We start from the raw sequence: 22,445 nt of genomic DNA, 5'->3' as shown, positions 1-22,445 counted from the left end.
TTTCTCCCGGCGTCTTCGATTGTTGAAGCTTTATGCGGCCAGATCGCGAAGAACGGTTTGCAAAATGCCGCCGTTGTTCATGTAGATCACTTCATCCAGCGTATCGATGCGGCAAAGAAGCGGAACTTCCTTCACTGAACCGTCGCTATAGGTGATCTTGGCGATCTTCTTTTCACGCGGCTTGATTTCACCTTCGAGACCGTCGATCTCGACGATTTCGTCACCCTTGAGATCGAGGCTCGCCCAGGTCGTGCCTTCCTCGAAGACAAAGGGAACGACGCCCATGCCGACGAGGTTCGAACGGTGGATACGTTCGAAAGACTGCGCGATGACAGCCTTGACGCCGAGCAGGTTGGTGCCCTTCGCCGCCCAGTCGCGGGACGAGCCGTTACCATATTCGACACCGGCGAAGATGACGAGCGGGACGCCTTCCGCCTTGTATTTCATGGCCGCGTCATAGATCGACATCTCTTCCTTGGACGGATAGTGAATGGTGTAGCCACCTTCCTTGCCGTTCGGGCCGAGCATGTGGTTGCGGATGCGGATATTGGCGAAGGTGCCGCGCATCATCACTTCATGGTTGCCACGACGCGTGCCGTACTGGTTGAAGTCGGCAACGGCGACGCCATGTTCCGTCAGATAGGCGCCGGCAGGCGAAGCAGCCTTGATCGAACCGGCCGGAGAAATATGGTCGGTGGTGATCTTGTCGCCGAAGAGACCGAGGACGCGCGCGCCCTTGATGTTCTTGAGGCCCGAACCCTTTTTGCCCATGCCGACGAAATAGGGCGGGTTCTGAACATAGGTCGACTGGTCGTCCCAGGCATAGGTCTGGCCCGGAGGAACCTGAACCGCCTGCCAGTTCGCATCGCCCTTGAACACGTCGGCATACTTTGTTTCGTAAAGCTCGCGGGTAACGTATTTCAGGATGAATTCCTGGATTTCCTTGGAGGTCGGCCAGATATCCTTGAGGTAGACCGGATTGCCGTTCTGGTCGTCGCCGATCGGCTCTTTCGTCAGATCCTTCTGGACCGTGCCGGCAAGGGCATAGGCCACGACGAGCGGCGGCGAGGCCAGATAGTTCGCCTGAACATCCGGCGAAATACGACCCTCGAAGTTGCGGTTGCCCGAGAGAACACCGGCGGTGATCAGGCCCTTGTCGTTGATCGTCTTGGAGATCGGCGGCGGCAGCGGACCGGAGTTACCGATGCAGGTCGTGCAGCCGAAGCCGACGAGGTTGAAGCCGATCGCGTCGAGATCCTTCTGCAAACCGGACTTGTCGAGATATTCGGCAACGACCTGCGATCCGGGCGCGAGCGACGTCTTCACCCACGGCTTGGACTTCAGACCCTTGGCGACGGCGTTACGGGCGAGAAGGCCGGCAGCGATGAGAACCGAGGGGTTGGAAGTGTTGGTGCAGGAGGTGATGGCGGCAATCGCCACATCGCCGTGACCGAGATCGAAAGCCTCACCTTCGACCGCATAACGGCTCGAAAGCTGGCCGGGCTTCTTATAGTCGTTTTCAAGAGCCGTCGCGAAATTCGGCGCGATGGTTTCGAGCGGCAGGCGGCCTTCAGGACGCTTGGGGCCCGCCATGGAGGGCACGACGTCGCCGAGGTCGAGTTCCAGCGTGTCGGTGAAGACGAGGTCGGAACCGTCGCCGGTGCGCCACATGTCCTGCGCCTTCGAATAGGCTTCGACGAGCGCGATGCGATCCTTCGCACGGCCGGACATGGTCAGGTAATTGATGGTCTCGCTATCGACCGGGAAGAAGCCGCAGGTCGCGCCATATTCCGGACCCATATTGCCGATGGTTGCGCGGTCGGCCAGAGACATCGAATCAGGCCGGGGCCGAAGAATTCGACGAATTTGGAGACAACGCCCTTCTTGCGCAGCATCTGAACCACGGTCAGCACGAGGTCGGTCGCGGTCACACCTTCCTTCACCTTGCCGGTCAGCTTGAAGCCGATAACCTCGGGCAGAAGCATGGAGACCGGCTGGCCAAGCATAGCCGCTTCAGCCTCGATACCGCCAACGCCCCAGCCGAGAACGCCGAGACCATTGATCATGGTCGTGTGCGAATCGGTGCCGACGCAGGTATCCGGATAAGCAATCGTCTCGCCATCCTCTTCCTTGGTCCAGACGGTCTGGCCGAGATATTCGAGGTTGACCTGGTGACAGATGCCGGTGCCGGGCGGAACCACACGGAAATTCTCGAACGCCTGCTGGCCCCACTTCAGGAAGCGGTAACGTTCGCCGTTGCGCTCATACTCCAGCTCAACGTTGCGGGCAAAGGCGCTCGGCGTGCCGAATTCGTCGACGATGACCGAGTGGTCGATGACGAGATCGACGGGAACCAGCGGGTTGATCTTCTCCGGATCGCCGCCAAGGGCCTTGATGCCGTCACGCATGGCGGCAAGGTCGACAACGGCGGGAACGCCGGTAAAGTCCTGCATCAGAACGCGGGCGGGGCGATAGGCGATTTCGGTTTCGGTCAGGCCCTTGTTGTTCAGCCATTCGGAAACCGCCAGAATGTGTTCCTTGGTGACGGACTGGCCGTCCTCGAAACGCAGCAGGTTTTCCAAGAGAACCTTCATGGAATAGGGCAGCTTGGAAACGCCCTTCAGGCCATTGGCTTCAGCCTTGGGAAGGCTGAAATAGACGTATTCCTTACCGTCAACGGTAAGGACGGAACGACATTGGAAACTGTCGAGTGATTTGGGCATGGATAAAAACCCCGCTTACTCTGATAGCCAACACGTGCGTGCGGACACCTATGCACTCATGCACATCAGGATGCGGGTACGACCATTTCCGCTGTCCGCACGTGAAAATTGCTCCTCGCAATCGTCAAGTCCGGCGCAAGATGATGTTCACGCCGGCCGCTGGCGTGTTGACACCCATATAGATAATTTCTCTAAAACGTGCCAGACCATTCAACGAACCTAATCGATTTTTTTATGATCGAGACGACGAAATCGTAATCGGAACCGCAGCATGGATTTGACGGCGGAAAATCTTGGCGTGCGACGCGGCGAAGATTTCATATTCATGAATATTTCCTTCAAGTTAAGCGACGGTGAGGCTCTTGTGCTGACCGGCCGCAACGGCTCGGGAAAATCCACCTTGCTGCGCACGGTGGCCGGCCTGCTGCGGCCCGAACAGGGGCGAATAAAGATAGCCGGCAAAGAAATAGAAGCTGACATGCGCCCCTCGGAGGCCTGCCACTATCTCGGCCATCGCAATGCGATGAAAACGGAACTGACCGTTTCGGAGAATCTCCGGTTCTGGAAGGACTTCCTCGGCGATTTTTCCGGCGGGACGGGCGTGGCGATCGATGAGGCGGCGGAGATCGTCGGCCTCGCCGGCATTACCCACCTGCCCTTCGGTTATCTCTCCGCCGGCCAGCAGCGGCGTTTTGCCATGGCGAAACTTTTGATTGCATGGCGACCGGTGTGGATTCTCGATGAGCCGACGGCGGCACTCGACAAGGCTGCGGACGGGATGTTTACCGATCTCGTGAAAAACCACCTTGGGAAAGGCGGCATCGTCATGGCCGCGACCCATCAGCCTTTGGGGCTGGAGAGCGCGCGGGAATTGCAGATGACGGGGTTTGTGGGTGTGGAGGCTTGGGTATGAGGGCGATGTGCGCGGGGCATACCCCCCTCTGCCCTGCCGGGCATCTCCCCCACAAGGGTGGAGATTGGCAAGACGCCCTTCCATCACTCCATTCTCAAATTTTGAGATGGACGAGACCCAGCCGCAGGTCGATCTCCCCCCCTGAGGGGGAGATGCCCGGCAGGGCAGAGGGGGGTAACACCGCGAACTCGAGGGCGTCCCAATGACCGCCCTCCTCCTCCGCGACATCAAACTCTCCATCCGCGCCGGCGGCGGTGCGCTGATCGGCGTGCTGTTCTTCATGACAGTGGTTGCCGTCATCCCCTTCGGCGTCGGCCCCGATCTCAACCTGCTCGCCCGCATCGGCCCGGCCATCGTCTGGATCGGCGCGCTGCTCTCCGCCCTTCTCGGCCTCGACCGGCTGTTTCAGGCCGAGCGGGATGACGGCTCCCTTGATCTGATCCTGATGCAAGAAACCCCGCTGGTGCTGACCGTGTTCGTGAAATGCCTGGCACACTGGGTCACGACCGGTCTGCCGCTGGTGCTTGCCTCCCCTTTGCTTGGCCTCTTTATGAACATGGACGAGGTGGCTATCGGCGCCGTAATGCTTACCCTTCTCGTCGGCTCGCCCGCCATCACCTTCATCGGCGCGGTGGGCGCGGCGGTTGCCGTTGCTTTGCCGCGCGGAGGGCTTCTGGTTTCCATCCTCGTCCTGCCGCTCGCCATCCCCGTGTTGATCTTCGGCGTCAGCGCCTCCTATGCGGCGGTGCAGGACCCGGCGCCCTTCATGCCGCCATTTCTCATTTTGTGTGCAATCACGTTATTTTCAGCCGTGACCGGACCTTTCTTCGCCGCTTTGGCGCTGCGCAATGTTATGGATTGATGAAACCACGCCAGACGATCCCCGATTGACAGGGATCAATTGCGGGGCGGCCATTCTCGGGTTACACAAACGGCATGAACGAGCAGACCTTCACCATCACCAAATTCAGTGATCTCGCCAATCCCACCCGGTTTCTGGCGCTGGCGGCGCGCATTCTGCCATGGCTCGCTGCCTTGACGGCGCTGGTGCTGGCCGTCGGTCTTTATCTGTCCTTCACCACCGAAGGCGATTATCAGCAGGGTTATACGGTGCGCATCATGTATGTGCATGTGCCGTCGGCGTGGCTCGCCATGATGTGTTATTCGGTCATGGCGGTCTCCGCTATCGGCACCCTCGTCTGGCGTCACCCGCTGGCGGATGTCAGCCACAAGGCCGCTGCCCCCATCGGCGCGGCCTTCACGCTGATTGCGCTCGTCACCGGCTCGCTCTGGGGCAAGCCCATGTGGGGGACGTGGTGGGTGTGGGATGCACGGCTGACCTCCGTCTTCGTGCTTTTCCTGATGTATCTGGGACTGATCGCGCTCAACCGCGCCATGGACGATCCGTCGAGAGCCGCCCGCGTCAGCGCCGTGCTGATCCTCGTCGGTTTCGTGAATATCCCCATCATCAAATTTTCGGTCGAGTGGTGGAACACGCTGCACCAGCCGGCAAGCGTCATCCGCATGGGCGGCTCCGCCATCGATGCGGAATTCCTCTGGCCGCTGCTGACCATGGCCGTCGGTTTCACGCTGCTGTTCTTCACGCTGCACATCGCCGCCATGCGCAACGAAATCTGGCGTCGGCGCGTGGCCGCGCAGCGGCGTCTCGCCGCCCGCATGGCGAACCGGGAGGGCTGAAGTGATGACGCACGCCTTTTATATCGGCATGTCCTATGCGGCGACCGGCCTTGTCGTTCTCTGTCTCATCGCCTGGGTCGTCGTGGACGGTCAGGCACGCAAACGGGAACTGAAGGAACTCGAAGCATCCGGCGTACGCCGCAGAGCGAGAGCCGGTTCCACAGGTGATGCGCAATGACGCAGGCTGACCGGGACACCAAGGCCAAAACGACAGGCCGTGCACGCTATGCGCTGGCGCTGCTGCCGTTGCTGCTGTTCGGCGGTTTCGCCCTTGTCGCCGGCAAGATGCTTTACGATCAGGACGTGAACGGCCTGGATATCAGCGCCATTCCCTCGGCGCTGATCGGCACCAGGGCGCCGACCCTGTCGCTACCGCCGCTGGAGGGCTCCAACCTGCCGGCACTGACCGATGCTGCCATCAAGGGCAAGCTGACGCTGGTGAACGTCTTCGCCTCCTGGTGCATTCCCTGCCGGCAGGAGCATCCGCTGCTTCAGGAATTGGCGAAAGACAGCCGCATCACCGTCGTCGGCATCAACTACAAGGACAAGCAGGATAATGCGCTGCGCTTCCTCGGCGAACTCGGCAATCCCTTTGCTGCGATAGGCGTCGATCCGAACGGCAAGGCCGCGATAGACTGGGGCGTCTACGGTATTCCCGAAAGTTATCTGGTCGGCACGGATGGCACGATCCTTTATAAAAAGGTCGGCCCCTTCGATGCCCGCAGCGTGGAACGCGATCTGCTGCCAGCCATTGCGGCCGCAGCCGGGAAATAACCCGCTCGCAAGGCGTCACCCCTTGGTAACGACCCTCAGCGAAGGGCCTTCAGCCGGCAGACGTATGCCTTCCAGAACGACCTGATCGCGACCGCCGCGTTTTGCGGCATAGAGACTGTCATCGGCCCGCTTGATGGCGTCATGAATGGAATGATCTCCCCTCGCGACGGCCGAAACACCGAAGCTCGCGGTGATCTGGCTGGTTACACCCCGGTTGCGCCAATCGAGCGACGAAAGACCTGTCCGCATGGCATTGGCAAGCTGGCCGGCTGCGGCGGCTGTCTGGCCGGGCAGGAAGACCACGAATTCCTCACCGCCAAAGCGCGCCACCAGCGCATCCTCGGGCGCATTTCGCCTGAGCAGATCGGAAAGGCCGATAAGAACGATATCTCCGGCCGCATGACCGTAAACATCGTTGATACGTTTGAAGTGGTCTATGTCGCAGGCGATGACCGCACCCTCAGGGGTATCGTTGCGAAAATCGGGAACTCGGCGGTCGAAGCCGCGCCGGTTTAGTACGTCCGTCAGCGGATCATGCTCTGCCGCATGCAGATGCCGGTCGACGGTGACGGAAATCTGGCTCGCGAGCACGGAGAGCGCCAGCAGGAATCCGAAGATGCTCGCCGCAAGCTGCATGTAGAAAGCATAGTCGGATTCGAAGAATTCGCTGAGTTCGATCATCGAGCCGCTCGGCGTCAGCACCAGCAGCATGCCGACGCGCACCAGCGTCTCCAGCACCACAAGACAGGCAATTCCCACCATCAGCCTGTCGGCAAGCGCCACCGGCCGCTTCCGCACGATCCAGACCGGGATCGCGAGCAAAAGGGCGCAGACGAGATCGCCGATGACGAGCTCGCGTTTCAGATTCGGCGTGACGAAAACATGGAAAGAGACCAGCAAAACCGCGGCAACCACGATCGACAGCCTGGCCGTGATATAAAGCGGCCGCCCGAAATGGACGAGCAGAGCGTGGCCATAGAGGAAGAAGGCGGAGAAGAACAACAGGTTCGAAACAATCGCCTGTATTTCGAAGGGCAGGCCGCCAAGCACCAAAGGTGTGGCAAAACCGAAGGCCGCCGAAAGATATCCTATACCCCAATAGCGGGCAGAAGCGTGGCCGATCCTTTGCAGGAACAGGAACACCACGCCGAATGTCAGCATGATGAAGGGGAGAAGATAGGCGAAGTTGTCTTGCAATGGGTTCTGCCGGAGGGAGAAACGAGCCTTTGCCTGACACTACCGCAATGCCATTAAGAAAACCTGCATATATTGCGCGGCTTCCGCGCCTTTCGGCCCGCGGCCCAGGAAAACCCGTTCACATTTGCGGGAGCGCGTTCTGCCATTCCTTGATCGCGTCCACGGGCCAGAGCAGCATCACCACGTTCAGCGTCAGGTTGTCACGGATTAGCCAGCCGGTGAAGATTTCGAAGAAGATGGCGATCGCCACCGTCAGCCACACCGGCACACGGGCGGCGAACAGGAAACCCAGCACCATGAAAACGGTATCCATCGCCGAGTTCAGGATGCTGTCGCCAGTATAACCCAGCGCCATCGTCGCGGTGCGGTAACGATCGATGATGAGAGGCGAGTTTTCGAGAATTTCCCATGCCGCTTCCACCAGAACCGCAAGCGAAAGCCGCATGGAAAGCGGCCTGTTGCGGAACAGCAGCCAGGCGAACCAGTAGAACAGGAAGCCATGAATGATATGCGAGGGCGTATACCAGTCGGCCAGATGCTGGGAATTGCCCGGCGTGTTCACGCCCGGCTCGAACAGCTTCACATAACCGCATTCGCAGATCGGAATGCGGCCCATGAAATAAAGGATGACGATCTGCAGGAGAAGCAGCCCGGCGGCCACGCCGAACCACTTAAGCGAACGCGAACGGGAAGCCGGCATCTCCGCAATGGTCATTTTTCGTCCTTGTTAAGCGGTTCCAGCGAATGGCGCATGACGAGCGGCATTTGCGCCATGGTGAAGATGATGGTGATCGGCATCGTGCCCCACACCTTGAAGGCGACCCAGGTATCGGTGGTGAACATGCGCCAGACCACCTCGTTCAGCACCGCGAGGAAGAGGAAGAATACGCCCCAGCGCAGCGTCAGCTTGCGCCAGCCCTCATCCGTCAGCCTGAAGGCGGAATTAAAGACATAACCGAGCAGCGATTGCCCGAAGAACAGGCCGCCAAGCAGAATGACACCGAACAGCGTGTTGACGATGGTCGGCTTCATCTTGATGAAGGTATCGTTCTGCAACCAAAGCGTCAGCGCGCCGAACACGAACACGACGATGCCCGATATCAGCGGCATGATCGGCAGTTTCCGCGTCAGCACCCATGAAACCGAAAGCGCCAGCGCCGTCGCGATCATGAACAGGCCGGTGGCGATGAAGATCGGCCCGCCGAATTCCGTCAGCACGGGGAAAGTGGAGGCCAGCCATTCGCCGCGGGAATTGGCGAAGAAGAACACCATGAGCGGGCCAAGCTCGAGCACGAATTTCAGGAGCGGGCTGATTTCCGCCACCATCTTTTCGCTTTCCTTGGAATTGCTTTCAATATCCATACTCAAACTCCCGCAATGGCCTTGGCGAAATCTTCCGCCTCGAAGGGCTCCAGATCATCAACACCTTCACCCACACCGATGAAATAAACCGGCAGCTTGTGTTTGGCAGCGATGGCAACGAGGATACCGCCCCGCGCCGTGCCATCCAATTTTGTCATAATCAGGCCCGAAACGCCCGCGACATTGCGGAATATTTCCACCTGGTTCATGGCGTTCTGGCCGGTCGTCGCATCCAGCGTCTGCAGCACGGTGTGCGGCGCGTCGGGATCGAGCTTGCCGAGCACGCGCACGATCTTTTCCAGTTCCGCCATCAGTTCCGTCTTGTTCTGCAGGCGGCCGGCCGTATCGATGATGAGAACGTCGCTTTTCTGCGCCCGCGCCTGCTCATAGGCGTCATAGGCAAGCCCCGCCGCATCCGCGCCAAGCTTGGTGCCGATGAATTGCGAACCGGTGCGGTCCGCCCAGATCTTGAGCTGCTCGATGGCCGCGGCACGGAACGTATCGCCCGCCGCCAGCATGACCTTGAGGCCCGAGCCGGAAAGCTTGGCGGCAAGCTTGCCGATGGTCGTCGTCTTGCCCGTACCGTTCACCCCGACAACGAGAATGACATGCGGCTTGTGTGAAAGATCAAGCTCCAGCGGCTTGGCCACAGGCTTCAGGACCTTGGTGATCTCGCCCGCCATGATGCGCGCCACATCCTCGCCGCTCACATCCTTGCCGTAACGCTCGGAAGACAGGGCGCCGGTGATGCGCATGGCGGTCTCAACGCCGAGATCCGACTGGATGAGAAGATCCTCCAACTCGTCGAGCGTATCCTCATCCAGCTTACGCTTGGTGAAAAGAGCCGAAATCTGCGTGGTCAGCTGCGACGACGTGCGGGCAAGCCCTGCCCGCAGGCGCTGAAACCATGTCAGTTTTACCTGCGGTGCGGCAGGGGCAGGCTCTTGCCGCTCACTGGCGGACGAAAAACCCTTTGGTAGAGCTGGCGGTGTAGCGGAGGGCTCGGCGGCAGTCGCGGCTTCGGCCTCGTCAAGCAGTGTATCCATCGCATCCGCATCCAGCACCACATCCGCTGCTTCAGGGGCAGATTCGACCTGCTCTTCGGCGGCTGCTTCCGCCTGTAGCAACGACAGCGGCACTACACCCATATCGCCGGAAAGCTCGGCACCGGGCAGAAGCGGTGCGTCCTCTTCCTCGTCATCGTCGGAAAGGACCACGTCCGTGGCCTCGTCCGGGGCCGGCCCGCCGGCCGTCTCCATCTCCAGTTCGGAAACCGGGTCCTTGTCGACAGGGCCATGCGCTTCGGCGTCGCTCAGCGCCGCTTCGAAGGAAGCGTTTTCATTGCCGCGCTCGGGCGCGGCGTCCTCTTGCGGCCGGTCGTCCGTTTCGGCCTTGTCCTTGCCGAACGAAAAGACTTTTTTGATGAAGCCGAGGGCCATGGTTGTTCCCGTGTCTTTTCTCTTGTGCCGCCTCAGGCCGCATCCGCCGCCAGAAGCTTCATGTTCAGATGTTTGCCGTTGTGGCCGGTAATCGCAACCTGCGCAAGAGTGCGCGGGGCAAGATGCGGCGCCTCCACCAGCGTGAAATTGTCGGTATGTGCAAAACCGTTGTTTTCAACGAGGATCGTCTGCGTCGACCCCACCATATTTTGCAGATGCGCAAGCTTCAGCGCCTCGCCGCGCTCACGGAGCCTTGCCGCTCGCTCCTTCACCAAAGCCCGGTCAAGCTGCGGCATGCGCGCCGCCGGCGTACCCGCGCGCGGGCTGTAGGGGAAGACATGCAGGCTGGAAATGCCGCACTCTTCCGCAAGCGTCGCGGCGTTTTCGAACATCTCTTCCGTCTCCGTTGGAAAACCGGCGATCATATCCGCCCCGAAGGCGATATCCGGCCGAAGCGACCGCACCTCGTGACAGAAACGAACGGCGTCAGCGCGGGAATGGCGGCGTTTCATACGCTTCAGGATCATGTCGTCGCCATGCTGGAGAGACAGGTGCAGATGCGGCATGAAACGCGGCTCATCGGCAATCAGATCCATCAGATGGCGGTCGGCCTCGATACTGTCGATGGAGGAAAGCCGCAGCCGCAGGATATCCGGCACCTGCTTCAGCAATGTCTTGGCGAGGTAACCGAGGGAAGGCTCGCCCGGGAGGTCCGTGCCATAGCTCGTCGCGTCCACCCCCGTCAGAACGATCTCGCAATAGCCGCTTTCCGTCAGCCTGCGCGCCTGATCCACCACGGCACCCATCGGCACGGAGCGGGAATTGCCGCGCCCATAAGGAATGATGCAGAAGGTGCAGCGATGATCGCAGCCGTTCTGCACCTGAATGAAGGCGCGCACATGCCCGTCTATGTGCTTCACCATCTGCGGCGCGGTCGCCTTGATGCTCATGATGTCGTTGACGCGCAACTTTTCTTCCGCCGAGACGCCGAAATCGGGCAGCGCGCGATAGGAGGCGCTTTTCAGCTTCTCCTCATTGCCCAGCACGGCATCCACTTCCGGCATTTCGGCAAAGGTCTGTTTTTCCGTCTGCGCGGCACAGCCGGTGACGATGATACGGGCATGCGGATTGTCCCGCCGCGCCCGACGGATGGCCTGGCGCGCCTGACGTACGGCCTCGCCCGTCACCGCGCAGGTATTGACCAGCACGGCATTGTTGAGCCCGGCCTTTTCAGCCTCCGCCCGCATCACTTCCGATTCATAGGTGTTGAGACGGCAGCCGAAGGTTATGACCTCGACGCCGCTCATACGGTCCCCTGCTCCGCCGCAACATCCCGCGACCATGCGCCGGTTACGGGATCGACGGAACCGGACCACTCCCATTCGGCCGGGCCGGTCATGATGACGTGATTATCCGCGCGCCAGTCGATGGTCAGCGGCACACGGATGGGGCTGGAGGCGACATCGATTGTAACCTTCCTGCCGGTGCGGCCCGTGCGCGCCGCAGAAACCGCTGAAGCGCAGGCGGCCGAACCGCAGGCGAGCGTCAGCCCGGCGCCGCGCTCCCAGGTACGGGTGCGCAGCGCGCTGTCGGAAATTACCTGCGCCAGCGTGATATTGGCCTTTTCCGGGAACATCGGATGGTTTTCGAGCAGAGGCCCGAAACGTTCGAGATCGAACTCCATCGGATCGCGATCCACCCAGAAAATCGCATGCGGATTACCCATGGACATGGCGGCCGGCGAATGCAGGATCGGCGCATCGATCGGCCCGATCTGCAATTCGATGCGGCTGGTATCGTGGAACTCTTCCGAAAGCGGAATATCGCTCCAACGGAAACGCGGCAGGCCCATATCGACGGAAATCATGCCGTCTTCATGTTCGACGGCATTCAGAATGCCCGCCACCGTCTGAAAGGTGAAACTGGTCTTGCCCGTTTCGGAGGACAGCGCCTGCACCACGCAGCGTGTGCCATTGCCGCAGGCCTGCGCCTTCGTACCATCGCAATTGAGGATGTCGATAAAGGCATCCGTGCCACTGACACGAGGATCGTGAATGGCCATGATCTGGTCGAACTGGGTCGAAGGATCGGCGTTCAGCGCAATCGCCGCCGCCGGCGTGACCATATCCTTGCGGCCGCGCATGTCGATAACGAGGATCTTGTTGCCAAGCCCGTTCATCTTCGCAAATTCGACCGTATCCGCCATTGCCCTAAACCTGAAAACTGTCTGAAAATCGGATTGCATAGGGATTTTCCCCGCACTTTCGCCCTATATGGCGGAAAGGACAGCAAATTACCAGACTGTTGCGGCGCAAACGCGGCAGTGATCAGGCGGAAGGTACGTCGAAAACCTCACCGGGGCGCATCGGCCGAAAACGGCTCTCATCCACCCCCTGCTCTGTCAATGCGACCTTCAGGGCCGCAAGCGGCGCATCCACGGCCTCATCCGTCAACTGCACCGTACCCCAATGGTGCCCGCAGACATGCGCCGCACCGCAGAGCTTCATGCCCTCCACGGCTTCCGCCGGGTTCTGGTGCTGACCCTTCATGAACCAGCGCGGCTCGTAAGCACCGAAGGGCAGGTTGGCGAGGCGGAATTCGCCATGCTTCTTGCGCGCGGCGTGATAGTTGAGGCCCTCGTGGAAGCCGGTATCGCCGATATGGTAGATTTTACCGCCCGGCGTTTCGATGACGAAGGCAGCCCATAGCGCCATGCGCCGATCGTTCAGACCGCGGGCCGACCAGTGATGGCACGGCTCGAAATGAATTTTAACCGAACCCGTCTCCACCACATCGCCCCAGTCGCCCACCGTGATACGCGCCGCCTCGACCCCGGTGCGAATGATGGCGTCATTGCCGAGCGGTGTGATGAAAAGCGGCTTGTGCGCCACATGCAGGCGCTTCAGCGTTTCCATATCCAGATGGTCGTAGTGATTATGCGTCACCAGCACCAGATCGATGGGCGGCAGGTCCTCGAAACGGATGCCGGGCGGATTGACCCGCTTGGGACCGGCGAAGCTGAACGGGCTGGTGCGCTGCGACCACACCGGATCGATGAGAATATTCAGCCCCGCCGTCTGGATAAGGAAGGAGGCATGGCCGACGAAAGTGACGCGCATGTCCCTGCCTTCGATCCGGGCTTCCGGTTTTGCGAAGGGAAAGGGGCTCGGATAGCTTTCCGGCCATGTGACGCGCTCGCCATTGAAGCGCCATTTCATAAGTCCCATGAAATTGCCCGGCGGCGAACCGCCGGGATTGAAGAAGCGCACCCCGTCGAAATGATCGGAGATCGGGCCGCTATAATAGGCGCTGGCGCTCGAACGACGGGCATAGAGCGCGCCGCCCGCCAGAGCGAGCAGTCCAAGCGTGGAAAAGCGAAAGAAGTTTCGACGGTTCATGCTAAAGGTATAGGGAGCGGAATGGCGACGTTCAAGCGGCGCCAATCGCGGCTTGCGGCCGATCACGCAAAGATGAAATGCAGGCTTTGTCGGGCGGACAGCGGCATCGCCTTGACTTTTCCCGCACTTTCCTATTTATCCCGCCCATCAGCTGGCAGTTTCACGACTCCAAGCCGCCGACCGGGACCCGCAAAGGTATAAAGAGATCCCGGAGGTCAACACCCGACAGCGCGATGCGCCCTCGGGTGCTTTTTGGCTTTGCGTCTTGTTTTTGGCAGCGAAAGCACCGACGTTTCGGAGACCCCGGAACGAAGAAGGAAGAAACGATGTTTGAAAACCTCCAGGACCGCCTTGGTTCCATTCTGAATGGACTGACCGGCCGTGGCGCGCTGACGGAAGCCGATGTTGCTGCCGCGCTGCGCGAGGTTCGCCGTGCGCTTTTGGAAGCGGACGTTGCACTGGAAGTCGTGCGTTCCTTCACCGACAGGGTGCGTGAAAAGGCTGTCGGCGCAGCCGTCCTGAAATCCATCAAACCCGGCCAGATGGTCGTCAAGATCGTGCATGACGAGCTTGTCGAAATGCTCGGCACCGAAGGCGTCTCCATCGATCTCAACGCCCCCGCCCCCGTCGTCATCATGATGGTGGGTCTGCAGGGCTCGGGCAAGACCACGACCACCGGCAAGATCGCCAAGCGCCTGACCGACCGCGATAAGAAGAAGGTGCTGATGGCATCTCTCGACACGCGTCGTCCCGCCGCCCAGGAACAGCTTCGCCAGCTCGGTGTCCAGACGAGCATCGACACGCTGCCGATCATTGCCGGCCAGTCGCCGACCGATATTGCCGCCCGCGCCGTGCAGGCAGCAAAACTCGGCGGCCATGACGTCGTCATTCTCGATACCGCCGGCCGTACCCATATCGACGAACGCTTGATGCTGGAAATGGCCGACATCAAGAAGAAGTCCAACCCGCATGAAATCCTGCTGGTCGCGGATTCGCTGACCGGTCAGGACGCCGTTAATCTCGCGCGCAACTTCAATGAGCGCGTCGGCATCACCGGCCTCGTGCTCACCCGTATGGATGGCGATGGACGCGGTGGTGCGGCCCTCTCAATGCGTGCCGTCACCGGCAAGCCGATCAAGCTGATCGGTATCGGCGAGCGCATGAACGAACTCGACGAGTTCCATCCGCGCCGTATCGCCGACCGTATTCTCGGCATGGGCGACATCGTCTCGCTGGTCGAAAAGGCCGCCGAAAACATCGATGCGGAAAAAGCCCGCGCCATGGCCGAGAAGATGGCCAAGGGCAAGTTCGACCTCAACGATCTCTCCGACCAGCTTGCCCAGATGAAGAAGATGGGCGGCATGGGCGGCATCATGGGGCTGATGCCCGGCATGGCCGGCATGAAGGACAAGATGGCTTCGGCCGGTCTGAACGACAAGATGTTCGACCGCCAGATCGCCATCATCTCCTCCATGACCAAGGCGGAACGCGCCAATCCCGACATTCTGAAGCACAGCCGCAAGAAGCGCATCGCCGCCGGTTCCGGCACGGATGCCGCTGAAATCAACAAGCTTCTGAAGATGCATCGCGGCATGGCCGACATGATGAAGGCCATGGGCGGCAAGGGCAAAGGCGGCATCATGAAGCAGATGATGGGCGGCCTTGCCGGCAAGATGGGCCTCGGTGGCCTTGGCGGCGGCATGCCTGACCTGTCGAACATCGATCCGAAGCAGCTCGAGGCGCTCCAGAAACAGGCGGAAGCAGCCGGCCTCGGCAAGCCGGGCGCAATGCCCGGTCTTGGCGGTCTGCCGGGCGGATTGCCGGGTCTGGGTGGAGCAAAGCTGCCCGGTCTTGGCGGCATGCCGGGCCTGCCCGGCTTTCCGAAAAAGAAGTGAGAGGGGCACCAGTGAACAATGCAGAGGTGAAAGCCCAGCTTTCCGAATACCGCCAGTCGATCGACAATATCGATGCCGCACTGGTTCACATTCTTGCCGAACGTTTCCGCTGTACCAAGGCGGTGGGCGTGCTGAAGGCAAAGTACAATTTGCCGCCGGCCGACCCGGCGCGCGAGGAATACCAGATCGAACGCCTCCGCCGTCTGGCGAAGGATGCCAATCTGGACCCGGATTTCGCCGAGAAGTTCTTGAACTTCATCATCAAGGAAGTCATCCGGCATCATGAAGCAATCGCCGCCGAACATGGCGGCACCGAAAAGACCGCCTGAACGGCGGACAAGCCATCCTAAGGAGTAAATAACATGGCACTGAAAATTCGTCTCGCACGCGGTGGTTCCAAGAAGCGCCCGTACTACCAGATCGTCGTTGCTGACGCCCGTTCGCCCCGCGACGGCCGTTTCCTCGAGAAGGTCGGTTCCTGGAACCCGATGCTCGGCAAGGACAACCCGCAGCGCGTTGAGCTGAAGGCTGACCTCATCAAAGAATGGATCGCCAAGGGCGCACAGCCGACCGACCGCGTTCTGCGCTTCCTCGCCGAAGCCGGCCTTGCCGAGCGCGCCGCTCGCAGCAACCCGGAAAAGGCAAAGCCGGGCAAGCGCGCTCTCGAGCGTATCGCTGAAAAGAAGCAGAAGGCTGAAGATGCAGCCGCTGCTGCTGCGGAAGCCTCTGCTGCAGAATAATCTGCACGGAAACTTTTGAAGAACGGGTGGTGTGGTTTTCCATGCCGCCCGTTTTTTGTTTATTTTGGCGTCAACAAACCTTAAAGCTGACGCAACCAACACCAGAAGACGGACGGCCCGATGGCAAAGCTGGAGAACCCGGTACTCATGGCAAAGATCGGCGGCGCACAGGGCCTGCGCGGCGAAGTCCGCGTCAGCACCTATACGGCCGATCCGATGGCGCTTGGCGATTATGGCAATCTTGTTACCGCCGATGGCCGCATCTTCGAAATTCTGGAAGTCCGCGAGGGCAAGAACGTCGTCGTCGTTCGTTTCAGAGGCATCAACGACCGCAATGCGGCGGAAAGCCTGAATGGGCTGGAACTGTTCATCGAGCGCAACAATCTGCCTGACGACGAGCTTGACGATGACGAGTTTTATTATGCCGACCTCGAAGGGCTGGAAGCCGTCGATGCCGATGGCAAAAGTTATGGCGCCGTCAGCGCCGTCTATGATTTCGGCGCTGGTGACCTGCTGGAGCTGAAAGGCGCAGGCCGTCGCCCTGCCCTCATTCCCTTTTCGGAAGCGGCCGTGCTGGAAATCGACCTCGAAGCCGGTCGTATTCTTATCGATCCGATGGCCGCCGGCTTGATCGACAATCCCGATGACAAGGACGAAACCGGCGTATCGCCTTTCGGCAAGAAATAAACAATGACCTTCAAGGCTACCGTTCTGACGCTCTACCCGGAAATGTTTCCGGGGCATCTCGGATATTCGCTGGCGGGCAAGGCGCTCGAGCGGGGGCAATGGTCGCTGGACGCCGTGCAGATCCGCGAATTTGCCACTGACAAACACAGAAGCGTCGATGACACGCCGGCAGGCGGTGGCGCTGGCATGGTGCTAAAGCCCGACGTTCTGGCGGCGGCCATCGACCATGTTTCGGATGGCGATACACGGCCGCGGCTGCTGATGAGCCCGCGCGGCAAGCCGCTGTCCCAAAACCGCGTGCGTGAACTGGCAGCGGGTGAAGGTGCGATCATCGTCTGCGGTCGCTTCGAAGGCGTCGACCAGCGGGTGATAGAGGCGCGCGGGCTGGAGGAAGTGTCGATCGGCGATTACATCCTCTCCGGCGGCGAGCCGGCGGCGTTGACGCTTCTTGATGCCGTCGTCCGTATCCTGCCGGGCGTCATGGGCAACGATCTTTCCGGCGTGCATGAAAGCTTCGAGGGCGGACTGCTGGAACATCCGCACTATACCCGCCCGCAGGTCTGGGAAGGCCGTGACATCCCAGCCGTTCTCACTTCCGGCAACCACGCCGTCATCGACAGGTGGCGTCACGAACAGGCGTTGAAGCTGACGCAGGAAAGACGTCCGGACCTTCTGGTAAAGGCTCAGGCCGAAACGAAATAATAGGCCGTCAGCACCAGCCCGACCGCAATTACCAGCCAGCGGATGATCCATTGCGGCACCCGCCGTGCTGTATGCACGCCCACATAGCCGCCAAGCGCGGCCGCAGGGAACATGATGAGCGCCGCCCACCAGGAAACGACGCCACCGCTGACGAAGATCGTGATTGCGATGACAGCGATCACGACTGACAAGAGGTTTTTCAGCGCATTCAGATGATGATAGCTGCCGCCCGAGGTTATTCCGAGGATGGCCAGCATCATGATGCCCATGCCGGCACCGAAAAACCCGCCATAGACGGAAGCGAGACCCTGAAAGACGAGGCTCGGCAGATTGCCGGGCGAACGTTCGGCGCTCGCCTTCGGCCGCAGCCACGGGCCGGCAGCGAAAACGGCGGTTGCAGCGAGAAGCAGCCATGGCACGAGTTGGCGGAAAGAGGGATTGTCGAGCGACAAAAGCAGCAGCGATCCGGCCAGCCCGCCGACGACTGAAACGCCCGACAAAAGGATCGCCTCGCGCCAATGGGCGCGGATTTCCGGCCCATAGGCGATGACAGAAGTGATGTAGCCCGGAAACTGCACGATGGCTGACGTGGCGTTGGCGACGATGGGTGGCAGACCGGCCAGCGTCATCGCCCCGAAGGTCAGGAAGGTGCCGCCACCGGCAATCGCATTGACGACACCCGACAGAAAGCCGGTGGCGAACAGCATGAGAATAATGAATATGGACATGGCCCCTCCCAAGGTTCCCATGCCATATCTGCCAGCGCGCCGCTTCGCAACTGCCGGAACGCGGCGCGTAATTGATAAAATATTGTCATGAAAGGGATGACAAACGGCGCATCCTCGTGTATGTGCCCGCGTGGAAATGGGAAATATCCCAACCGAAAGCAAAGAATGGCGAACCCGCTCCTGCCGAAAGGCATGGTCTGAAGGCATTGACCGACAGACGAACCATTGAGCGCTCTGGCTGTTTCAGAAGAAATCAGAGGTTAACATGACCAACATCATTCAGCAGCTGGAAGCCGAACAGGCCGCCAAGATCGAAGCAAAGCGCACCCTGCCCGAGTTTTCTCCGGGCGACACCCTGCGCGTCAACGTGCGCGTTACCGAAGGTAACCGTACCCGCGTTCAGGCTTACGAAGGCGTTTGCATCGCCCGTTCCGGCGGCGGTCTTTCCGAGAGCTTCACCGTTCGCAAGATCTCCTACGGCGAAGGCGTCGAGCGCGTATTCCCGATCTACTCCCCGCTGGTCGAAGGCGTTGAAGTCGTTCGCCGCGGTAAGGTTCGCCGCGCGAAGCTCTACTACCTGCGCGACCGTCGCGGCAAGGCTGCCCGTATCGTTGAGAACACCGGTACGCGCGCCCGCAAGCTGAACGAGTCCGAGCGTCAGGCACTTGCCGACGAGAAGGCACGTCTGGAAGCCGAAAAGGTAGCAGCAGCACAGGCTCTCGCCGCCGAGAAGGCAGCAGCCGAAGCCGCAGAAGCCAAGGCAGCGGAAGAAGCAGCAAAGGCTGCGGAAGCCACAGCGGAATAAGATTTCCATTTCGATGGATTGATTAAAAGGCGGTCTTCGGGCCGCCTTTTTTGTTGCGTGGATATAACGCAACAAAGCACGCATGCGGTTTGAAAGCTGCGCTTGGCGAGCATTGGCTGGCCGGAGAATACCCAAGCTCTTTCAGTCATTTCCTTTGCGGAAAGATGCGGCAGATTTCGACCGGCAACAAATGCCTGCCTGATTTCTTGCTCGAGTGTTTTAGCCCATCCTCGAACAGCATTGCCTAATTGCATTTATTGTGCGATTTTCTTGCCGTTTCAGGTGTTATTATGTTTTTATTTAATTCTTTTTTAACAAAAAATAAGTCTGCTTTTTTCGCCGTTGGTCTCGCCAGCGCGTTGATGAACATTCTTAATCTTTCCGGCTCGCTTTTCATGCTGGAAGTTTACGACCGCATTTTGCCAAGCAAGAGCATTCCATCCCTTGTGGCACTGGTCGTTCTCCTGATCGTTCTCTACGCGTTCCTTATGGGTTTCGACGCGCTGCGAGGCCGTATATTGGCGCGTATTTCAGACAATATGGACGACGCGCTCAATCAGAAGCTTTTCAGGGCGTCGATCAGCGCCCCGCTCCTTGCCTCGGGAAAGGTCGATGGGCTGCAGATCGTCGGCGATCTCGATCAGATCCGCCAGTTCCTCTCGGGACCGGGCCCGGCGGCCTTTTTCGACATTCCCTGGCTGCCCATCTATCTGTTGATCTGTTTTGCCCTGCATCCGTGGATCGGGTTCGCTGTGCTCGGCGGAGCCGTGGTTCTCATCGTGTTGACGCTCCTTACAAACTGGCTGACCGAAAGGGCGACAAAGCAGGCTTATACCGCGCGAGGGCAGAGAAACGTCCTCGTCGGCAGCAGCCAGCGCAACATCGAATCCATCAAGACAATGGGCATGATGGGGGCGGTGACATCCATGTGGGACGAATTGCACTTCAGATATCGCGCCGTCACCCTGTCGACCTCCGATACGGCCGGCATGCTCGGCGCCATGTCGCGAACCTTCCGGCTGTTGCTGCAATCCGGCGTCATGGCCATCGGCGCCGTTCTTGTTATCGACGGCAATGCATCGGCGGGCAGCATCATCGCAGGCTCGATCCTCTCGGCAAAGGCGCTCGGCCCTGTCGAACATGCGATTGCAAACTGGCGCAGCTTCATGACCGCAAGACAGGGCTGGAAACGCGTCAACGAGTTCCTGGAATTGGTGCCTGAACCCTCGCCGCCGCTCTCCCTGCCCCGCCCGCAATATACTGTCGCGGTTGACCGAGTAACGGGTGGGCCACCCAATGGCGCGCGCGATACGGTCGCCGATATTTCCTTCACGCTGAACGCAGGCGATGGTCTCGGCATCATTGGCCCAAGCGCCTCCGGTAAATCCACGCTGGCACGCTTGATGACCGGCATCTGGCCCTATGAACGCGGCTCCGTCCGTTTCGATGGGGCCGCGCTCAACCAGTGGGATTTCGAGTTTCTCGGTAAATCCATCGGCTACATGCCCCAGCAGGTGGAACTGATGCCCGGGACCGTGGCGCAGAATATCGCACGCTTCGACCGCGATGCGACGGCGGAAGCGGTTGTCGCCGCAGCAAAGGCCGCGCAGGTGCATGAGCTGATCCTCAACCTGCCCAACGGTTACGATACCTATATTGGCGACCGTGGCGAGGCCTTGTCGGGCGGGCAAAAACAGCGCATCGGCCTTGCCCGCGCACTGTTTGGCGAACCCTTCTTCGTCCTTCTCGATGAGCCGAACTCCAATCTGGACAGCGAAGGCGAAGCGGCCCTGCGCAATGCCATTGGCGACATCAGGGCGCGTGGCGGCATTGTCGTCGTCATTGCCCATCGCCCCAGCGCTATCGAAAGCGTCAATCTGGTGATGGTGATGAATAACGGCCGGATGCTGCGCTTTGGCACCAAGGAAGAGGTGCTCGCGCAAATCCTGCGGCAGAATATCCGCCAGGTGCCTGAGGAGGAAGAAACGCGCAAGATTGAAAACCGGGTGAGCGAAAATGGTTGAGGCGGAAAAACCCGGCATGACGAATACCTCCATTCTCAGGCACTCGACCGCAGTGGTCGTTCTAGCCCTTGGCCTTCTGGTCGGATTGGGCGGCTGGGCGGCTTTTGCAAAGCTTGCCGGCGCAGTGGTGGCCACGGGCCGGGTTGTCGTTGAAGGCAACTCCAAGAAAATCCAGCATCTTTCCGGTGGCATCGTCAGCGAGATCAATGTTGCCGAAGGCGACAGGGTCGAGGCCGGTCAGGTGCTGTTGCGGCTGAGCGCCACCGTCGTGCAGACGAACCTCTCCATCGTCGAAAATACGCTTGCGCAGCTTTATTCACGTCGGGCTCGTCTGCGTGCGGAAATTGCCGAAGCGCCGTCTTTCACCGTGCAGGAAGATCTGGCGACACTGACGAGTTCGAAGGCGGCCAAGACCTTTATCGACAGCGAACAGAACCTTTTCAACAGCCGTCGCAACGCCTTGATCGGCATGAAAAAGCAGCTGGGAACACGCAAGGACCAGCTCGCCGACGAGGCACGCGGCCTCGAGGTGCAGGTGGAGGCAACGGACAATGAGCTTGCCATTGTAAAGGAAGACGTTTCCAAGACGGACGAGCTCTTCAAAAAAGGGCTTGTCACGCTTCAGCGCCTCAATCTCCTCAAGCGTCAGCTTTCCAATCTCGAAGGTCAGCAGGGCCAATATATCGCCGCCCGGGCACAGACGGTGGGCAAGCTGAGCGAATTGGACCTGCAATTGCTCCAGCTCGATGAAGACCGCAAATCGGAAGTCACAAAAGATCTGACATCGATCGAAGCGACCGTCGCGGAATATGAAGAGCGGCTGGCGGCAACGCGCGACCAGCTGGATCGCCTCGACATCCGCTCGCCGATTGCCGGTCGCATCTACCAGCTCTCGGTGCACAATATAAACGGCGTCATTCAACCGGGTGAAGTTCTGATGCTGGTGGTGCCGGAGCAGGACGAGCTTGCCATCGAGGCCAATATAACCCCACGGGACATCGATCAGATTTACGTCGGGCAGCCGGTCACCATTCGTTTCACGGCATTCAATCAAAGCACGACGCCGGACTTGAGCGCGCAAGTTGCTGTCGTCGCCCCCGATCTGCAGACGGATTCCCGAACTGGCACATCTTATTACGCGCTGCGCATCAAACCCGACAAGGCCGGAATGGGTCATCTGCCCGGCGGGAAATTATATCCCGGCATGCCCGCCGAAGTATTCATACAAACCAGCGAAAGGAGTGTTCTTTCTTATTTTGTGAAGCCGTTCCAGGACAGGCTCAAAAAGACCTTCGTGCAGGAATAAACAGTTTTCACTGCATAATTTTGCGAAAGGAATTTCCGCAACACGTTAAAGACG

At 59.9% G+C, this 22,445-nt stretch carries 21 protein-coding genes and 1 pseudogene; 13 read left to right on the top strand and 9 right to left on the bottom strand.

Annotation, left to right across the window (positions count from 1 at the left end; genetic code table 11):
• Positions 1–30: 30 nt before the first annotated feature.
• Positions 31–2,723 (bottom strand): annotated as a pseudogene (gene acnA, locus L901_RS20445) (aconitate hydratase AcnA).
• 271 nt (positions 2,724–2,994) lie between these two features.
• Here acnA and ccmA point away from each other — a divergent pair.
• The 5 genes from ccmA (at position 2,995) to L901_RS20420 (ending at position 6,108) form a co-directional block, all read left to right on the top strand.
• Positions 2,995–3,636 (top strand): heme ABC exporter ATP-binding protein CcmA, encoded by a 642-nt coding sequence (ccmA, locus tag L901_RS20440; protein ID WP_059759872.1) that lies wholly within the window; start codon positions 2,995–2,997, stop codon positions 3,634–3,636.
• Between the two features lie 202 nt (positions 3,637–3,838).
• Positions 3,839–4,498, top strand: a complete 660-nt coding sequence (gene ccmB, locus L901_RS20435) for a heme exporter protein CcmB (protein WP_059759870.1) — start codon at positions 3,839–3,841, stop codon at positions 4,496–4,498.
• Between the two features lie 74 nt (positions 4,499–4,572).
• Complete coding sequence (locus L901_RS20430) at positions 4,573–5,334, top strand: heme ABC transporter permease (RefSeq protein WP_059759868.1); 762 nt, start codon at positions 4,573–4,575, stop codon at positions 5,332–5,334.
• A 4-nt stretch (positions 5,335–5,338) separates the two neighbouring features.
• Entirely contained in the window at positions 5,339–5,512 is a 174-nt protein-coding gene (gene ccmD / locus L901_RS20425; RefSeq protein ID WP_059760043.1) for a heme exporter protein CcmD, read from the top strand.
• Entirely contained in the window at positions 5,509–6,108 is a 600-nt protein-coding gene (locus L901_RS20420; RefSeq protein WP_059759866.1) for a DsbE family thiol:disulfide interchange protein, read from the top strand. Before ccmD ends, L901_RS20420 begins: the two co-directional genes overlap by 4 nt.
• 15 nt (positions 6,109–6,123) lie before the next feature.
• Here L901_RS20420 and L901_RS20415 read toward each other — a convergent pair whose 3' ends face one another.
• The 7 genes from L901_RS20415 to L901_RS20385 all read right to left on the bottom strand — a co-directional run bounded on the left by L901_RS20415 (position 6,124) and on the right by L901_RS20385 (position 13,504).
• Complete coding sequence (locus tag L901_RS20415; protein ID WP_059759864.1) at positions 6,124–7,305, bottom strand: GGDEF domain-containing protein; 1,182 nt, start codon at positions 7,303–7,305, stop codon at positions 6,124–6,126.
• A 118-nt stretch (positions 7,306–7,423) separates the two neighbouring features.
• On the bottom strand, positions 7,424–8,020 hold the full coding sequence (locus L901_RS20410) for a DUF2585 domain-containing protein (protein ID WP_059759863.1): 597 nt from the start codon (positions 8,018–8,020) through the stop codon (positions 7,424–7,426).
• A complete protein-coding gene (locus tag L901_RS20405; RefSeq protein ID WP_003520517.1) occupies positions 8,017–8,667 on the bottom strand; it encodes a septation protein A in 651 nt (216 codons plus the stop codon). Before L901_RS20405 ends, L901_RS20410 begins: the two co-directional genes overlap by 4 nt.
• A 2-nt stretch (positions 8,668–8,669) precedes the next feature.
• A complete protein-coding gene (gene ftsY, locus L901_RS20400; RefSeq protein WP_059759861.1) occupies positions 8,670–10,106 on the bottom strand; it encodes a signal recognition particle-docking protein FtsY in 1,437 nt (478 codons plus the stop codon).
• Positions 10,107–10,138: 32 nt separating this feature from the next.
• Entirely contained in the window at positions 10,139–11,413 is a 1,275-nt protein-coding gene (gene mtaB / locus L901_RS20395; RefSeq protein WP_059759859.1) for a tRNA (N(6)-L-threonylcarbamoyladenosine(37)-C(2))-methylthiotransferase MtaB, read from the bottom strand.
• Positions 11,410–12,312 carry a diaminopimelate epimerase gene (dapF, locus tag L901_RS20390; protein WP_059760042.1) on the bottom strand — a complete coding sequence of 301 codons (903 nt, stop codon included), beginning with the start codon at positions 12,310–12,312 and terminating at the stop codon, positions 11,410–11,412. The genes mtaB and dapF overlap by 4 nt, the downstream gene beginning before the upstream one ends.
• Before the next feature lie 121 nt (positions 12,313–12,433).
• A complete protein-coding gene (locus L901_RS20385) occupies positions 12,434–13,504 on the bottom strand; it encodes an MBL fold metallo-hydrolase (RefSeq protein ID WP_082710738.1) in 1,071 nt (356 codons plus the stop codon).
• A gap of 326 nt (positions 13,505–13,830) precedes the next feature.
• Here L901_RS20385 and ffh point away from each other — a divergent pair, with 326 nt between their 5' ends.
• The 5 genes from ffh to trmD all read left to right on the top strand — a co-directional run bounded on the left by ffh (position 13,831) and on the right by trmD (position 17,528).
• The gene (gene ffh / locus L901_RS20380) at positions 13,831–15,399 is read left to right on the top strand and encodes a signal recognition particle protein (RefSeq protein WP_059759855.1); all 1,569 of its coding nucleotides are present in this window, start codon (positions 13,831–13,833) and stop codon (positions 15,397–15,399) included.
• Between the two features lie 11 nt (positions 15,400–15,410).
• Complete coding sequence (locus L901_RS20375; protein WP_003492497.1) at positions 15,411–15,728, top strand: chorismate mutase; 318 nt, start codon at positions 15,411–15,413, stop codon at positions 15,726–15,728.
• Positions 15,729–15,761: 33 nt separating this feature from the next.
• Positions 15,762–16,139 (top strand): 30S ribosomal protein S16, encoded by a 378-nt coding sequence (rpsP, locus tag L901_RS20370; RefSeq protein WP_003520510.1) that lies wholly within the window; start codon positions 15,762–15,764, stop codon positions 16,137–16,139.
• 120 nt (positions 16,140–16,259) lie between these two features.
• Positions 16,260–16,826: a ribosome maturation factor RimM gene (gene rimM, locus L901_RS20365; RefSeq protein WP_059759853.1), complete on the top strand. Its 567-nt coding sequence runs from the start codon at positions 16,260–16,262 to the stop codon at positions 16,824–16,826.
• A 3-nt stretch (positions 16,827–16,829) separates the two neighbouring features.
• Positions 16,830–17,528: a tRNA (guanosine(37)-N1)-methyltransferase TrmD gene (gene trmD / locus L901_RS20360; protein ID WP_059759851.1), complete on the top strand. Its 699-nt coding sequence runs from the start codon at positions 16,830–16,832 to the stop codon at positions 17,526–17,528.
• Here trmD and L901_RS20355 read toward each other — a convergent pair.
• The gene (locus tag L901_RS20355; protein WP_059759849.1) at positions 17,510–18,256 is read right to left on the bottom strand and encodes a sulfite exporter TauE/SafE family protein; all 747 of its coding nucleotides are present in this window, start codon (positions 18,254–18,256) and stop codon (positions 17,510–17,512) included. The genes trmD and L901_RS20355 overlap by 19 nt on opposite strands.
• Before the next feature lie 265 nt (positions 18,257–18,521).
• Between L901_RS20355 and rplS the strand changes: the two genes are divergently transcribed.
• The 3 genes from rplS (at position 18,522) to L901_RS20340 (ending at position 22,391) form a co-directional block, all read left to right on the top strand.
• Positions 18,522–19,061, top strand: a complete 540-nt coding sequence (gene rplS / locus L901_RS20350; RefSeq protein ID WP_059759847.1) for a 50S ribosomal protein L19 — start codon at positions 18,522–18,524, stop codon at positions 19,059–19,061.
• Positions 19,062–19,351: 290 nt separating this feature from the next.
• A complete protein-coding gene (locus L901_RS20345; RefSeq protein ID WP_059759845.1) occupies positions 19,352–21,085 on the top strand; it encodes a type I secretion system permease/ATPase in 1,734 nt (577 codons plus the stop codon).
• Positions 21,078–22,391, top strand: coding sequence for an HlyD family type I secretion periplasmic adaptor subunit (locus L901_RS20340; RefSeq protein WP_059759843.1), 1,314 nt, complete (start codon positions 21,078–21,080; stop codon positions 22,389–22,391). The genes L901_RS20345 and L901_RS20340 overlap by 8 nt, the downstream gene beginning before the upstream one ends.
• Positions 22,392–22,445: the final 54 nt, after the last annotated feature.

Source organism: Agrobacterium sp. D14 (assembly GCF_001526505.1).
GTDB lineage: Bacteria > Pseudomonadota > Alphaproteobacteria > Rhizobiales > Rhizobiaceae > Agrobacterium > Agrobacterium leguminum.
The sequence above is the reverse complement of the archived record's forward strand: the minus strand, read 5'-3'. Positions and strand labels throughout refer to the sequence as shown.